22 protein-coding genes are annotated in these 12186 nt (G+C 65.9%); all 22 read right to left on the bottom strand.

The window, feature by feature from the left end:
- Nucleotides 1-87: 87 nt before the first annotated feature.
- The 22 genes from rplQ to rplP all read right to left on the bottom strand — a co-directional run bounded on the left by rplQ (nucleotide 88) and on the right by rplP (nucleotide 12182).
- A complete protein-coding gene (gene rplQ, locus ACN6LD_RS05010) occupies nucleotides 88-573 on the bottom strand; it encodes a 50S ribosomal protein L17 (protein ID WP_107442405.1) in 486 nt (161 codons plus the stop codon).
- Nucleotides 574-745: 172 nt separating this feature from the next.
- On the bottom strand, nucleotides 746-1768 hold the full coding sequence (locus tag ACN6LD_RS05005) for a DNA-directed RNA polymerase subunit alpha (RefSeq protein ID WP_003966937.1): 1023 nt from the start codon (nucleotides 1766-1768) through the stop codon (nucleotides 746-748).
- A 125-nt stretch (nucleotides 1769-1893) separates the two neighbouring features.
- Complete coding sequence (rpsK, locus tag ACN6LD_RS05000; protein ID WP_010354218.1) at nucleotides 1894-2298, bottom strand: 30S ribosomal protein S11; 405 nt, start codon at nucleotides 2296-2298, stop codon at nucleotides 1894-1896.
- A 65-nt stretch (nucleotides 2299-2363) separates the two neighbouring features.
- Nucleotides 2364-2744, bottom strand: coding sequence for a 30S ribosomal protein S13 (gene rpsM, locus ACN6LD_RS04995; RefSeq protein WP_057584669.1), 381 nt, complete (start codon nucleotides 2742-2744; stop codon nucleotides 2364-2366).
- 215 nt (nucleotides 2745-2959) lie between these two features.
- The gene (gene rpmJ / locus ACN6LD_RS04990) at nucleotides 2960-3073 is read right to left on the bottom strand and encodes a 50S ribosomal protein L36 (RefSeq protein ID WP_003998809.1); all 114 of its coding nucleotides are present in this window, start codon (nucleotides 3071-3073) and stop codon (nucleotides 2960-2962) included.
- A gap of 73 nt (nucleotides 3074-3146) precedes the next feature.
- Nucleotides 3147-3368 (bottom strand): translation initiation factor IF-1, encoded by a 222-nt coding sequence (gene infA / locus ACN6LD_RS04985; RefSeq protein WP_003948620.1) that lies wholly within the window; start codon nucleotides 3366-3368, stop codon nucleotides 3147-3149.
- Between the two features lie 189 nt (nucleotides 3369-3557).
- Entirely contained in the window at nucleotides 3558-4394 is an 837-nt protein-coding gene (gene map / locus ACN6LD_RS04980; RefSeq protein WP_319192013.1) for a type I methionyl aminopeptidase, read from the bottom strand.
- Between the two features lie 206 nt (nucleotides 4395-4600).
- Entirely contained in the window at nucleotides 4601-5263 is a 663-nt protein-coding gene (locus tag ACN6LD_RS04975; protein WP_319192015.1) for an adenylate kinase, read from the bottom strand.
- Nucleotides 5263-6576 carry a preprotein translocase subunit SecY gene (secY, locus tag ACN6LD_RS04970; protein WP_057584671.1) on the bottom strand — a complete coding sequence of 438 codons (1314 nt, stop codon included), beginning with the start codon at nucleotides 6574-6576 and terminating at the stop codon, nucleotides 5263-5265. Before secY ends, ACN6LD_RS04975 begins: the two co-directional genes overlap by 1 nt.
- Before the next feature lie 260 nt (nucleotides 6577-6836).
- A complete protein-coding gene (rplO, locus tag ACN6LD_RS04965; RefSeq protein ID WP_057584672.1) occupies nucleotides 6837-7292 on the bottom strand; it encodes a 50S ribosomal protein L15 in 456 nt (151 codons plus the stop codon).
- Between the two features lie 2 nt (nucleotides 7293-7294).
- The gene (gene rpmD / locus ACN6LD_RS04960) at nucleotides 7295-7477 is read right to left on the bottom strand and encodes a 50S ribosomal protein L30 (protein ID WP_030788246.1); all 183 of its coding nucleotides are present in this window, start codon (nucleotides 7475-7477) and stop codon (nucleotides 7295-7297) included.
- Nucleotides 7477-8085 carry a 30S ribosomal protein S5 gene (rpsE, locus tag ACN6LD_RS04955; protein WP_013001409.1) on the bottom strand — a complete coding sequence of 203 codons (609 nt, stop codon included), beginning with the start codon at nucleotides 8083-8085 and terminating at the stop codon, nucleotides 7477-7479. The genes rpmD and rpsE overlap by 1 nt, the downstream gene beginning before the upstream one ends.
- Before the next feature lie 41 nt (nucleotides 8086-8126).
- On the bottom strand, nucleotides 8127-8510 hold the full coding sequence (rplR, locus tag ACN6LD_RS04950) for a 50S ribosomal protein L18 (protein ID WP_057584673.1): 384 nt from the start codon (nucleotides 8508-8510) through the stop codon (nucleotides 8127-8129).
- Between the two features lie 3 nt (nucleotides 8511-8513).
- Nucleotides 8514-9053 carry a 50S ribosomal protein L6 gene (gene rplF, locus ACN6LD_RS04945; protein WP_319192016.1) on the bottom strand — a complete coding sequence of 180 codons (540 nt, stop codon included), beginning with the start codon at nucleotides 9051-9053 and terminating at the stop codon, nucleotides 8514-8516.
- Nucleotides 9054-9077: 24 nt separating this feature from the next.
- Nucleotides 9078-9476 (bottom strand): 30S ribosomal protein S8, encoded by a 399-nt coding sequence (rpsH, locus tag ACN6LD_RS04940; protein WP_030788259.1) that lies wholly within the window; start codon nucleotides 9474-9476, stop codon nucleotides 9078-9080.
- A gap of 214 nt (nucleotides 9477-9690) precedes the next feature.
- Nucleotides 9691-9876: a type Z 30S ribosomal protein S14 gene (locus ACN6LD_RS04935; RefSeq protein WP_030890724.1), complete on the bottom strand. Its 186-nt coding sequence runs from the start codon at nucleotides 9874-9876 to the stop codon at nucleotides 9691-9693.
- A 5-nt stretch (nucleotides 9877-9881) separates the two neighbouring features.
- Nucleotides 9882-10439, bottom strand: a complete 558-nt coding sequence (gene rplE / locus ACN6LD_RS04930) for a 50S ribosomal protein L5 (protein ID WP_030788262.1) — start codon at nucleotides 10437-10439, stop codon at nucleotides 9882-9884.
- Complete coding sequence (gene rplX, locus ACN6LD_RS04925) at nucleotides 10439-10762, bottom strand: 50S ribosomal protein L24 (protein ID WP_030039760.1); 324 nt, start codon at nucleotides 10760-10762, stop codon at nucleotides 10439-10441. Before rplX ends, rplE begins: the two co-directional genes overlap by 1 nt.
- Nucleotides 10763-10764: 2 nt before the next feature.
- Entirely contained in the window at nucleotides 10765-11133 is a 369-nt protein-coding gene (gene rplN / locus ACN6LD_RS04920) for a 50S ribosomal protein L14 (protein WP_003992364.1), read from the bottom strand.
- 118 nt (nucleotides 11134-11251) lie between these two features.
- Nucleotides 11252-11539, bottom strand: a complete 288-nt coding sequence (rpsQ, locus tag ACN6LD_RS04915) for a 30S ribosomal protein S17 (protein WP_057584675.1) — start codon at nucleotides 11537-11539, stop codon at nucleotides 11252-11254.
- Nucleotides 11539-11763 (bottom strand): 50S ribosomal protein L29, encoded by a 225-nt coding sequence (rpmC, locus tag ACN6LD_RS04910; protein WP_003998824.1) that lies wholly within the window; start codon nucleotides 11761-11763, stop codon nucleotides 11539-11541. The genes rpsQ and rpmC overlap by 1 nt, the downstream gene beginning before the upstream one ends.
- Nucleotides 11763-12182, bottom strand: a complete 420-nt coding sequence (gene rplP, locus ACN6LD_RS04905) for a 50S ribosomal protein L16 (RefSeq protein ID WP_006140905.1) — start codon at nucleotides 12180-12182, stop codon at nucleotides 11763-11765. Before rplP ends, rpmC begins: the two co-directional genes overlap by 1 nt.
- Nucleotides 12183-12186: the final 4 nt, after the last annotated feature.

Genomic DNA, 12186 nt, shown 5'->3' with positions numbered 1-12186 from the left:
GCCCGCAATCGCCCTAAGGGGCGCGGGGAACTGCGCGACGAGCCACGACGAACCCGCAGCCGCGAACGCGCAGCCCCCGCAGAACGCTTACGCGTCCTTCGACTCCTCGGCGGGAGCCTCGTCGGCCTTGGTCTCCTCGACCTTGGCCTCCTCGGACTCCTTGACCGCACGCTTCGTCGCGGCCTCGGCCTCGCCCGTCGCCTGCTGCGCGACGGTCAGCGCCTCGACCAGCTCGATGACGGCCATGGGCGCGTTGTCGCCACGACGGTTACCGATCTTGGTGATGCGGGTGTAGCCACCGGGACGGTTCTCGTAGCGCGGGCCGATCTCGGTGAAGAGCGTGTGCACGATGCTCTTGTCCGTGATGACCTGGAGCACCTGACGGCGGTTGTGAAGGTCGCCCTTCTTCGCCTTGGTGACCAGACGCTCGGCGTACGGACGCAGCTTGCGCGCCTTCGCCTCGGTGGTGGTGATGCGGCCGTGCTCGAACAGCGCCTTCGCGAGGTTCGCGAGAAGCAGCTTCTCGTGCGCGGCGCTGCCGCCCATACGGGCACCCTTGGTGGGCTTCGGCATGGTGTTTCTCCTAGGTGTCTGCCCCGGCCGTATCAGGTACCGGGGTCAGTATCCGAGCAGACGGTCGTCTGTCGAAGATCCAGACCCCCGAAGGGGTCTGGAAGGGGCGCGGGGAACTGCGCGACCGGCCGGAGCCGGTCCGCAGTCGCAGTACGGCCTCCCCGCGGAGCGCTCAGTACTGCTCGGTCTCCACGAAGCCCGCGTCGGCGTCGTCGTCCGCCCCGAAGGCGTCCGCGGCGGCGGTCGGGTCGAATCCGGGCGGGCTGTCCTTGAGGGCCAGGCCCATGCCGGCCAGCTTCGCCTTGACCTCGTCGATCGACTTCGCACCGAAGTTGCGGATGTCGAGCAGGTCGGCCTCGGAACGCGCCACGAGCTCACCCACGGAGTGGATGCCCTCGCGCTTGAGGCAGTTGTACGACCGAACGGTGAGCTCGAGCTCCTCGATCGGCAGGGCGAGATCAGCGGCGAGGGCGGCGTCCGTCGGGGACGGGCCCATGTCGATGCCCTCGGCGTCGATGTTGAGCTCACGGGCGAGACCGAAGAGCTCGACCAGCGTCTTACCGGCGGAGGCCATGGCGTCACGGGGACGCATCGCCTGCTTGGTCTCGACGTCGACGATCAGCTTGTCGAAGTCGGTGCGCTGCTCGACACGCGTGGCCTCGACCTTGTACGTGACCTTGAGAACCGGCGAGTAGATCGAGTCGACCGGGATACGGCCGATCTCCTGGCCCACCTGCTTGTTCTGCACCGCGGAGACGTAACCGCGACCGCGCTCGACGGTCAGCTCCATCTCCAGCTTGCCCTTGCCGTTGAGCGTGGCGAGGACGAGGTCGGGGTTGTGCACCTCGACACCGGCCGGGGGCGCGATGTCGGCGGCGGTGACCAGACCCGGACCCTGCTTGCGCAGGTACATCACGACCGGCTCGTCGTGCTCCGAGGAGACGACCAGCTGCTTGATGTTGAGGATCAGGTCGGTGACGTCCTCCTTGACGCCCGGCACGGTGGTGAACTCGTGCAGCACGCCGTCGATGCGGATGGACGTGACCGCCGCACCCGGGATCGACGACAGGAGGGTCCGACGGAGGGAGTTTCCGAGGGTGTAGCCGAAGCCCGGCTCCAGCGGCTCGATCACGAACCGGGAGCGGAATTCGTCGACGACCTCTTCGGTCAACGAGGGACGCTGAGCGATCAGCATGGATGAATCCTTCAGTCAGGGGCGCCCGCTATTTGACGCCCGACTCGGTACTGCAAGGGTACGGGCGGCACCCCTGGAACAGGACGTGCCGCCCGAAACCCGAAAAAACCTGAGACGACCGTGCGTCAGACGCGACGGCGCTTCGGCGGACGGCAGCCGTTGTGCGGGGTCGGGGTGACGTCCTGGATGGAGCCGACCTCGAGGCCCGTGGCCTGCAGGGAACGGATGGCGGTCTCACGACCGGCGCCCGGGCCCTTGACGAAGACGTCGACCTTGCGCATGCCGTGCTCCTGCGCGCGACGGGCAGCCGACTCGGCGGCCATCTGCGCGGCGAACGGCGTGGACTTGCGGGAGCCCTTGAAACCGACGTGGCCGGCGGAGGCCCACGAGATCACGTTTCCGGCCGGGTCCGTGATGGACACGATCGTGTTGTTGAACGTGCTCTTGATGTGCGCCTGGCCGTGCGCGACGTTCTTCTTTTCCTTGCGGCGCACCTTCTTGGCAGCGCCCTGACGTCCCTTGGGGGGCATCTATTAACTCCTACGGGAGGTGGTCGGTCCTACAGCGAAGACCGCTGATGAGCGTCCGCTGAGGACTACTTCTTGCCCGGCTTCTTCTTGCCGGCGATGGCGCGACGCGGGCCCTTGCGGGTACGAGCGTTCGTGCTGGTGCGCTGACCGCGGACCGGCAGACCACGACGGTGACGGAGACCCTGGTAGCAACCGATCTCGACCTTGCGGCGGATGTCGGCCTGGACCTCGCGACGGAGGTCACCCTCGGTCTTGATGTTGGCGTCCACGTACTCGCGGATCGCGACGAGCTGCTCCTCGGAGAGGTCGCGAACGCGGGTGTTCGGGTCGACGCCGGTCGCTGCCAGCGTCTCCTGGGAAAGGGTCCGGCCGATGCCGAACACGTAGGTGAGGGCGACCTCCACACGCTTTTCGCGCGGGATGTCAACACCGGAAACGCGTGCCATTCAATGGCTCCAGTTTGATCTTCGGAGGTCTGCCACAGGGCCGACTCCCAGCCGCCGTCCTCTTCACTGCGGAAGATTTGGTACGGACTGGGTCCCCGGCCTCCGAACCGGGGGTGTCGGGCGGTGCGACCGCCCGGGCCCTGCGTATGAACATATTCAGCTCGCGTCGCGCGAAGTCTCTGCGATGTGATGCAGAGGGTGTGATCTCTGAGCGATCAGCCCTGGCGCTGCTTGTGGCGCGGGTTCTCGCAAATGACCATGACCCGACCGTGACGGCGGATCACCCTGCACTTGTCGCAGATCTTCTTGACGCTCGGCTTGACCTTCATGGGGTGAGGTTCTCCGGGTCAGTTGCCGACAGCCCCGAACGCCCTACCGGGCGCCCGAAGACCTGGGCAAGATCTACTTGTAGCGGTAGACGATCCGGCCACGCGTCAGGTCGTACGGAGACAACTCCACCACGACCCGGTCGTCAGGGAGGATACGGATGTAGTGCATACGCATCTTGCCGCTGATGTGTGCCAGGACCTGGTGGCCGTTCTGGAGCTCGACCTTGAACATGGCGTTCGGAAGAGACTCGACGACAGTGCCCTCGATCTCGATGGCACCTTGCTTCTTGGCCACGCTTCGCCCTTCGAATCGACTACCTTGATCGACTCCCCCACCCTTTCCCTTACGGGTGCATGCGGACATGCGGGTGCACGAGAGTCGACGAGTCAGTCTACGTCAGGGCCGACCGAAACACGAATCGAGGAGTCTGCCCCACCGGGGAGATCCTTAAGCGGCACAGCCTGCCCGCCCTGTCCGGCCGCCCTAGGCCAGCGGATCCGGCGCGGCCTCCACACCGTGTTCCGCCAGCTTCGCCCTGCCCCCGTCGGGAGCCGTCAGCACCAGCGGCCCCGCCTCCGTCAGCGCGACCGAGTGCTCCCAGTGGGAGGACCACGTGCCGTCCGTCGTGATGACGGTCCAGTCGTCCTCGAGGACCTCGGTGCGCGGGGTGCCGAGGGACACCATCGGCTCGATGGCGAGGCAGAAGCCCGGCACCAGCTTCGGCCCCTTGCCGCGCCGGCGGTCGACGTAGTTCAGCAGATGCGGGTCCATGTGCATCTCGGTGCCGATGCCGTGGCCGCCGTAGTCCTCGACGATGCCGTAGCGGCCGCCGCCCGGCTTGGGCTGACGGCGGATGTAGGTCTCGATCGCGCGCGAGACGTCCACCAGGCGGTTGCCCTGCTTCATCGCAGCGATCCCCGCCCACATGGACTCCTCAGTGACCCGGGACAGCTCGACCAGCTCCGGGGCGTGGCCGCCGCCCACGAACGCCGTGAACGCCGCGTCGCCGTGCCAGCCGTCCACGATCGCACCGCAGTCGATGGAGATGATGTCGCCGTCCTTGAGGACGACCTCGTCGGAGGGGATGCCGTGGACGACCACGTCGTTCACCGAGGTGCAGATCGTCGCCGGGAAGCCGCCGTACCCCAGGAAGTTCGACTTGGCCCCGTTCTCCGCCAGCACCTTGCGGGCGACGTCGTCGAGGTCCTTCGTGGTCGCACCGGGCACCGCCGCTTCCCGCGTCGCCGCGTGGATGGCGGCGACGACAAGCCCCGCCGCCCGCATCTTGGCGATCTGCTCGGGGGTCTTGATCTGCACCATGACGGTTTGCGCCTCCTGGGCCACTGGTATCGCGACGCTCCACAATACGCGTACGCACGCATGTACGCCGCCGCGGCCGAGGCGTCGCCCTCCGCGGGACCGGGCCCCGGCACGCGGAACGCCCGGCGGGGAGACCCCGCCGGGCGTTCTGCACAGACTGCTCGCCGCACCTCACCGATCGTCCACCGTGCGGTGCGAGAAAGCTGTTACTTGCCGTCCTCGTCGCGCCGGAGCGCGTCCATCGCGCGCGCCGTGACCTCGTCGACCTTGCCGAGCGCGGAGATGGTGACGACCAGGCCCTGCGCCTTGTAGTAGTCGATGATCGGCTCGGTCTGCGTGTGGTAGACCTCCAGCCGGGTCCGGACGGTCTCCTCGGTGTCGTCGTCTCGCTGGTACAGCCCGCCGCCGCAGACGTCGCAGACGCCCTCCGCCTTCGGCGGGCTGTAGGTGGCGTGGAAGACGTGGCTGGAGTCCTTGCGGCAGATCCGCCGGCCGGCGATCCGCTTGACGACCTCTTCCTCGGGGACCTCGAGGTCCAGCACCGCGTCCAGCTTCATGCTCTCGGTCTGCAGCACCTCGTCGAGCGCCTCGGCCTGGGACACGTTGCGCGGGAAGCCGTCCAGCAGGAAGCCGCCCTCGGCGTCCGGCTGCTCCATGCGGTCCTTGGCCATCGCGATGGTGACCTCGTCCGGCACCAGGTTGCCCGCGTCCATGTAGGACTTCGCGAGCTTGCCGAGCTCCGTCTGCTGGCTGATGTTGGCCCGGAACAGGTCGCCCGTGGAGATGTGCGGGATCGACAGGTTCTTGGCCAGGAACGCGGCCTGCGTTCCCTTACCGGCACCCGGCGGCCCGACGAGGACGATACGCATCAGCGGAGGAACCCTTCGTAATTGCGCTGCTGAAGCTGGCTCTCGATCTGCTTCACGGTCTCGAGACCCACACCCACGATGATCAGGATGCTGGTCCCGCCGAACGGGAAGTTCTGGTTTGCATCGAAACCAACCAACGCCATCGTCGGTACGAGAGCGATCAGACCCAGATACAGCGAACCCGGCCAGGTGATCCGGTTGAGCACGTACGACAGGTACTCAGCGGTCGGCCGACCAGCCCGGATGCCCGGGATGAAGCCACCATACTTCTTCATGTTGTCGGCTACTTCCTCGGGGTTGAAGGAGATAGCCACGTAGAAGAAGGCGAAGAAAACGATCAGCAGGAAGTACGTGACGATGTAGATCGGGTGGTCGCCCTTGGTCAGGTTGGTCTCGATCCACGTCTTCCAGCTGGAGGTTCCGCTGGAGAACTGGGCGACGAGGGCCGGGATGTACAGCAGCGACGAGGCGAAGATGACCGGGATCACACCGGCCTGGTTCACCTTGAGCGGGATGTACGTCGAGGTGCCGCCGTAGGACCGGCGGCCGATCATGCGCTTCGCGTACTGCACGGGGATCCGGCGCTGGGCCTGCTCGACGAAGACCACCAGGCCGACCATGACCAGGCCGACCAGGACGACGGTGCCGAACTCGATCCAGCCGTCCGCCAGCGTGCCCTGCTTCTTGATGGCCCACAGCGCGGAGGGGAACGTCGCGGCGATCGAGATGAACATCAGGATCGACATGCCGTTGCCGATGCCGCGGTCGGTGATGAGCTCACCGAGCCACATGACCATGGCCGTTCCGGCGGTCATGCAGACGACCATCACGATCGTGGAGAAGATCGCACGGTCCGGGACGATGCTCGAGGCGACCGAGCAGCCGGAGAACAGGGCGCCACTGCGGGCGGTGGCCACCAGGCCCGTGCCCTGCAGGATGGCGAGGGCCACCGTGAGGTACCGCGTGTACTGCGTGATCTTCGCGGTGCCGGCCTGGCCCTCCTTCTTGAGGGCTTCCAGGCGCGGGATGACCACGGTCAGCAGCTGGAGGATGATGCTCGCCGTGATGTACGGCATGATCCCCAGCGCGAAGATGGTGATCTGCAGCAGCGCGCCACCGCTGAACATATTCACCAGACCGAAGATTCCCTGCTGGCCGGAAGCCTCGTCCACACAGCGCTGAACGGACGTGTAGTCGACGCCGGGGATCGGGATGTGCGTGCCGACCCGGTAGACGACGATGATCCCGAGCGTGAAGAGCAGCTTCTTGCGCAGGTCGGGCGTCCTGAACGCCCGGGCGAACGCGGTGAGCACGGTGCCTCCTGCGACCCCCGCGCATCTGCGTCAAGGGTGACGGTCTTGAGGGTCCAATAAGGAACAACGACTTACGACAACGACATGAGTAACGGTCGACTGCCGCTCAAGGTGCCCTCTTGGGGGAACCTTGTGAAAAGTGGGCAGTGCTGGTCACCATACCCGCGACACACCCGCCCTAGGAACGACCAACCGGGGATACCCCATTTGTGGGGTATCCCCGGTCGGGATCGATCAAGTCATCGAGACGCCTGAGGTGATCAGATGAGCTCGGTGACGGTACCGCCGGCGGCGGTGATCTTCTCCTTGGCGGAGCCGGAGACGGCGTCGACCGTCACCTGCAGTGCCACGGAGATCTCGCCCTGGCCCAGGACCTTGACGAGGCTGTTCTTGCGAACGGCGCCCTTGGCGACGAGACCCTCGACGGTGACCTCGCCACCCTCCGGGTACAGCGCGGCCAGCTTGTCGAGGTTCACGACCTGGAACTCGGTCTTGAACGGGTTCTTGAAGCCCTTCAGCTTCGGAAGACGCATGTGGAGGGGCATCTGGCCACCCTCGAAGCGCTCCGGAACCTGGTAACGGGCCTTCGTGCCCTTGGTACCACGACCGGCCGTCTTACCCTTCGACGCCTCACCACGACCCACACGGGTCTTGGCGGTCTTGGCGCCCGGGGCGGGACGGAGGTTGTGGATCTTGAGCGGGTTGTTCTCCGCCATGATCAGTCGACCTCCTCGACCGTCACGAGGTGGCGGACGGTGTGCACCATTCCGCGGAACTCGGGGCGGTCCTCCTTGACGACCACGTCGTTCAGGCGCTTGAGCCCGAGCGAACGCAGGGTGTCACGGTGGTTCTGCTTGCTGCCGATGTACGACTTCGTCTGCGTGATCTTGAGCTGAGCCATTACGCAGCACCAGCCCCGGCACGCGCACGAAGCAGAGCCGCGGGAGCGACGTCCTCGAGGGGCAGACCACGGCGAGCCGCGATCTCCTCGGGACGCTGCAGGCCCTTCAGGGCCTCCACGGTCGCGTGCACGATGTTGATCGCGTTCGACGAGCCGAGCGACTTCGACAGGATGTCGTGCACGCCGGCGCACTCGAGCACGGCACGCACCGGGCCACCGGCGATGACGCCGGTACCGGGGGAAGCAGGCTTGAGCAGGACGACGCCCGCAGCCTTCTCGCCCGTGATCGGGTGCGGGATGGTGCCCTGGATACGCGGGACCTTGAAGAAGTGCTTCTTGGCCTCCTCAACACCCTTGGCGATGGCGGCCGGCACCTCCTTGGCCTTGCCGTATCCGACACCAACGGTGCCGTCACCGTCGCCCACCACGACCAGCGCGGTGAAGCTGAAGCGACGACCACCCTTCACAACCTTGGCGACACGGTTGATCGCGACGACGCGCTCAACGTACGCGGTCTTCTCGGCGGCAGCAGCGCCGCCGTCACGGCCCTTCCGGTCCCGCCGCTCGCCGCCACCGGCACCGCCACCGCGGCGCTGGGGTCCAGCCATTGGAATTACCTCTCTCTGTTTCCGCTAGCTACGGAACCGACTCAGAACTTGAGTCCGGCTTCGCGGGCGGCGTCCGCCAGGGCGGCAATGCGCCCGGCGTACTGGTTACCACCACGGTCGAACACGACAGCCTCGACACCCGCAGCCTTGGCGCGCTCGGCGACCAGGGCGCCGACCTGCTTGGCCTGCGAGGACTTGTCGGCCTCACCACCGCGGATCGTGGTGTCCAGGGTCGACGCCGACGCCAGGGTGTGACCCTTGATGTCGTCGATGACCTGAGCCACGATGTGGCGGTTGGAGCGCGTCACGACCAGGCGCGGACGCTCCGCCGTACCCGAGATGTGCTTACGGATCCGGATGTGGCGACGCTTGATCGCGGCACGCTTGTAAGCGTCGCCCTTGAGGATCTTCTGTCCGTATGCCATGGCTTACTTACCCGCCTTTCCGACCTTGCGGCGGATGACTTCGCCCTCGTACTTGACGCCCTTGGCCTTGTACGGGTCGGGCTTGCGCAGCTTGCGGATGTTGGCCGCAACCTCGCCGACCTTCTGCTTGTCGATGCCCTCGACCTGGAAGCGGGTCGGGGTCTCCACCTTGAAGGTGATTCCCTCGGGCGCCTCGACGGTGATCGGGTGGCTGTAACCGAGCGCGAACTCGAGGTTCGAGCCCTTCGCGGTCACGCGGTAACCGACACCACTGATCTCGAGCTTCTTCACGTAACCCTCGGTCACGCCGGTGATCATGTTCGCCACCAGCGTGCGGGACAGGCCGTGCAGGGCCTTGCTCTGACGCTCGTCGTTGGGGCGAGTGACGTTCAGGACGCCGTCCTCAGCCTTGGCGATCTCGATCGGCGCAACGACGGTGTGGGTCAGCGAGCCCTTGGGGCCCTTGACCGAAACCGTCTGGCCGTCGATGGTGACGTCCACGCCGGCGGGAACCGTGATGGGGAGCTTGCCAATGCGCGACATAGCTGTTTCCTCCGTTCCCTTCCGCTACCAGACGTAGGCGAGAACTTCTCCGCCTACGCCCTTCTTGCCGGCCTGCTTGTCGGTGAGGAGACCGTGCGACGTGGAGATGATCGCCACGCCGAGGCCACCGAGCACCTTGGGCAGGGAGGTGGACTTCGCGTAAACCCGGAGACCGGGCTTGGAGATCCGCTTGATGCCCGCGATGGAGCGCTCACGGTTCGGGCCGAACTTGAGCTCGAGGGTGAGGTTCTTGCCGACCTCGGCGTCCTCGACCTTCCAGCCCGTGATGAAGCCCTCCTGCTGGAGGATCTCCGCGATGTGAGACTTGATCTTCGATGCCGGCATCGTCACGGAGTCGTGGTACGCCGAGTTCGCGTTCCGCAGACGCGTCAGCATGTCTGCGATCGGATCAGTCATGGTCATGAATTGGCCTGTGGCCTCTCTCGCCGGGGTTTCCTGGTGCGCCATCCCTCTCCCCGATCCGAGACGGGACGGGTGCGGCGCGGTGGACCTACGGCGTAGTAAGTCGTACGGGCGACCGTCAGGGCGCCCAACCCTCCCAGCCTAAGCCATGAAGGGGTGGGCGCCTGACACGCCCATTGCTTACCGAGAGCCTCTGGAAACCCTAAAAGGGGTTTTACCAGGAGCTCTTGGTCACGCCCGGCAGCTCGCCACGGTGAGCCATCTCACGAAGGCACACACGGCAGAGGCCGAACTTGCGGTACACGGAGTGGGGACGGCCGCAACGCTGGCAGCGGTTGTACGCCCGCACAGCGAACTTGGGCTTACGAGCAGCCTTTGCGATCAGAGCCTTCTTCGCCATCTCGCTCACGCCTCCTTGAAGGGGAAGCCGAGGTGACGAAGGAGCGCACGGCCCTCAGCGTCGTTGGTCGCCGTGGTGACCACGGTGATGTCCATACCCCGGACACGGTCGATCTTGTCCTGGTCGATCTCGTGGAACATGACCTGCTCCGTGAGACCGAAGGTGTAGTTGCCACGGCCGTCGAACTGCTTGGGGGACAGACCGCGGAAGTCGCGGATGCGCGGGAGCGCGAGCGACAGGGTGCGGTCCAGGAACTCCCACATGCGGTCGCCACGAAGCGTGACGTGGGCACCGATCGGCTGACCCTCGCGCAGCTTGAACTGCGCGATGGACTTGCGGGCCTTGGTGACGGCCGGCTTCTGACCGGTGATCGTGGTGAGGTCGCGGATGGCGCCCTCGATCAGCTTGGAGTCGCGGGCGGCGTCGCCCACACCCATGTTGACCACGATCTTGACGAGGCCGGGGATCTGCATGACGTTCTCGTAGGAGAACTCCTCACGCAGCTTGCCCGCGATCTCCTCGCGGTACTTCGTCTTCAGACGCGGAGTGGTGGTGGTAGCCATCAGATGTCCTCACCCGTCCGCTTGGCAACGCGGATCTTGTTGCCCTCGTCGTCGAAGCGGTAACCGACGCGCGTGACGACCTTGTTGCCGTCCTTCTCCACGACCAGCTGAACGTTGGACACGTGGATCGGGGCCTCGGTGGTCACGATGCCGCCGGCCTGCGAGCCCTTGGCCGTCGGACCGGCCTTCGTGTGCTTCTTGACCCGGTTGACACCCTCGACCAGGACGCGGTCCTCGCGGGGGAAGGCCGCGATGACCTTGCCCTGCTTGCCCTTGTCCTTACCGGTGATGACCTGGACCAGGTCGCCCTTCTTGATCTTCATGCTTACAGCACCTCCGGAGCCAGCGAGATGATCTTCATGAACTTCTTCTCGCGCAGCTCCCGGCCGACCGGGCCGAAGATGCGGGTGCCACGAGGGTCGCCGTCGTTCTTCAGAATGACAGCGGCGTTCTCGTCGAAGCGGATGTACGAGCCGTCCGGACGGCGGCGCTCCTTGACGGTGCGAACGATGACCGCCTTGATGACGTCACCCTTCTTCACGTTGCCGCCGGGGATCGCGTCCTTGACGGTGGCGACGATGACGTCACCGATGCCCGCGTAGCGGCGACCGGAGCCACCGAGCACACGGATGCAAAGGATTTCCTTCGCACCAGTGTTGTCGGCGACACGCAGTCGCGACTCCTGCTGGATCACGTCTATCTCCTGTTTGTCTGCCGGTTCCCGGCAGGGGCCGCCTCGTCACGAGGTGAGCCCCTGCCGAGCCTGGCGGAACTGTCCTGCGGGGCCCCTATGTGTTAGGGCCGCAGGAGAATTACTTGGCCTTCTCGAGGATCTCGACGACGCGCCAGCGCTTCGTCGCGGACAGCGGCCGGGTCTCCGCGAGGAGGACACGGTCGCCGACGCCCGCGGCGTTCTGCTCGTCGTGAGCCTTGAGCTTGTTCGTACGGCGGATGACCTTGCCGTACAGCGCGTGCTTCACACGGTCCTCGACGGCGACGACGACGGTCTTGTCCATCTTGTCGCTGACGACCAGACCCTCACGGGTCTTGCGGAAGCCACGGGCCTCGGTGTTCTGCTCAGTCACGTTGTTCTCGCTCATCAGGCGCTCTCCACCGTCTCGATGCCCAGCTCGCGCTCACGCATCAGGGTGTAGATCCGCGCGATGTCCTTACGGACGGCCTTGAGCCGACCGTGGTTCTCGAGCTGACCCGTCGCCGCCTGGAAGCGGAGGTTGAACAGCTCTTCCTTGGCTTCGCGGAGCTTCGCCAGAAGCTCCTCGTCACCCAGTTCGCGCAGCTCGGACGCCTTGGTACCGGCCGACATCACGCTTCACCTGCCTCGCGCTTGACGATCCGGCACTTCATCGGCAGCTTGTGGGCTGCGCGAGTGAGGGCCTCACGGGCGATCTTCTCGTTGGGGTAGGACAGCTCGAACATGACCCGTCCCGGGTGCACGTTCGCGATCCACCACTCGGGAGAACCCTTACCGGAACCCATGCGGGTCTCGGCAGGCTTCTTCGTGAGCGGGCGGTCCGGGTAGATGTTGATCCAGACCTTGCCACCACGCTTGATGTGGCGGGTCATCGCGATACGGGCCGCCTCGATCTGGCGGTTGGTCACGTACGCCGGCGTGAGGGCCTGAATGCCGTACTCGCCGAACGAGACCGTCGTACCGCCCTTGGCCTGACCACGGCGCTTCGGGTGGTGCTGCTTGCGGTGCTTGACCCTACGGGGGATCAGCATGTCG

This window comes from Streptomyces sp. SAS_272, from assembly GCF_052543235.1.
The sequence above is the reverse complement of the archived record's forward strand: the minus strand, read 5'-3'. Positions and strand labels throughout refer to the sequence as shown.

Bases quoted from the DNA above. Each gene is read 5' to 3' on its own strand.
- rpsE (WP_013001409.1), bottom strand. From the start codon at position 8,085: ATGGCTGGACCCCAGCGCCGCGGTGGCGGTGCCGGTGGCGGCGAGCGG.
- rplQ (WP_107442405.1), bottom strand. From the start codon at position 573: ATGCCGAAGCCCACCAAGGGTGCCCGTATGGGCGGCAGCGCCGCGCAC.
- rpsH (WP_030788259.1), bottom strand. From the start codon at position 9,476: ATGACCATGACTGATCCGATCGCAGACATGCTGACGCGTCTGCGGAAC.
- rplF (WP_319192016.1), bottom strand. From the start codon at position 9,053: ATGTCGCGCATTGGCAAGCTCCCCATCACGGTTCCCGCCGGCGTGGAC.
- rplX (WP_030039760.1), bottom strand. From the start codon at position 10,762: ATGAAGATCAAGAAGGGCGACCTGGTCCAGGTCATCACCGGTAAGGAC.
- rpsK (WP_010354218.1), bottom strand. From the start codon at position 2,298: ATGCCCCCCAAGGGACGTCAGGGCGCTGCCAAGAAGGTGCGCCGCAAG.
- ACN6LD_RS05005 (WP_003966937.1), bottom strand. From the start codon at position 1,768: ATGCTGATCGCTCAGCGTCCCTCGTTGACCGAAGAGGTCGTCGACGAA.
- rpsM (WP_057584669.1), bottom strand. From the start codon at position 2,744: ATGGCACGCGTTTCCGGTGTTGACATCCCGCGCGAAAAGCGTGTGGAG.
- map (WP_319192013.1), bottom strand. From the start codon at position 4,394: ATGGTGCAGATCAAGACCCCCGAGCAGATCGCCAAGATGCGGGCGGCG.
- rpmJ (WP_003998809.1), bottom strand. From the start codon at position 3,073: ATGAAGGTCAAGCCGAGCGTCAAGAAGATCTGCGACAAGTGCAGGGTG.
- rpmD (WP_030788246.1), bottom strand. From the start codon at position 7,477: ATGGCTCAGCTCAAGATCACGCAGACGAAGTCGTACATCGGCAGCAAG.
- rpmC (WP_003998824.1), bottom strand. From the start codon at position 11,763: ATGTCGGCCGGTACCAAGGCGTCCGAGCTGCGCGAACTGGGTGACGAG.
- ACN6LD_RS04935 (WP_030890724.1), bottom strand. From the start codon at position 9,876: ATGGCGAAGAAGGCTCTGATCGCAAAGGCTGCTCGTAAGCCCAAGTTC.
- rplO (WP_057584672.1), bottom strand. From the start codon at position 7,292: ATGGCGGAGAACAACCCGCTCAAGATCCACAACCTCCGTCCCGCCCCG.
- rplR (WP_057584673.1), bottom strand. From the start codon at position 8,510: ATGGCATACGGACAGAAGATCCTCAAGGGCGACGCTTACAAGCGTGCC.
- rpsQ (WP_057584675.1), bottom strand. From the start codon at position 11,539: ATGAGCGAGAACAACGTGACTGAGCAGAACACCGAGGCCCGTGGCTTC.
- rplP (WP_006140905.1), bottom strand. From the start codon at position 12,182: ATGCTGATCCCCCGTAGGGTCAAGCACCGCAAGCAGCACCACCCGAAG.
- ACN6LD_RS04975 (WP_319192015.1), bottom strand. From the start codon at position 5,263: ATGCGTATCGTCCTCGTCGGGCCGCCGGGTGCCGGTAAGGGAACGCAG.
- rplE (WP_030788262.1), bottom strand. From the start codon at position 10,439: ATGGCTACCACCACCACTCCGCGTCTGAAGACGAAGTACCGCGAGGAG.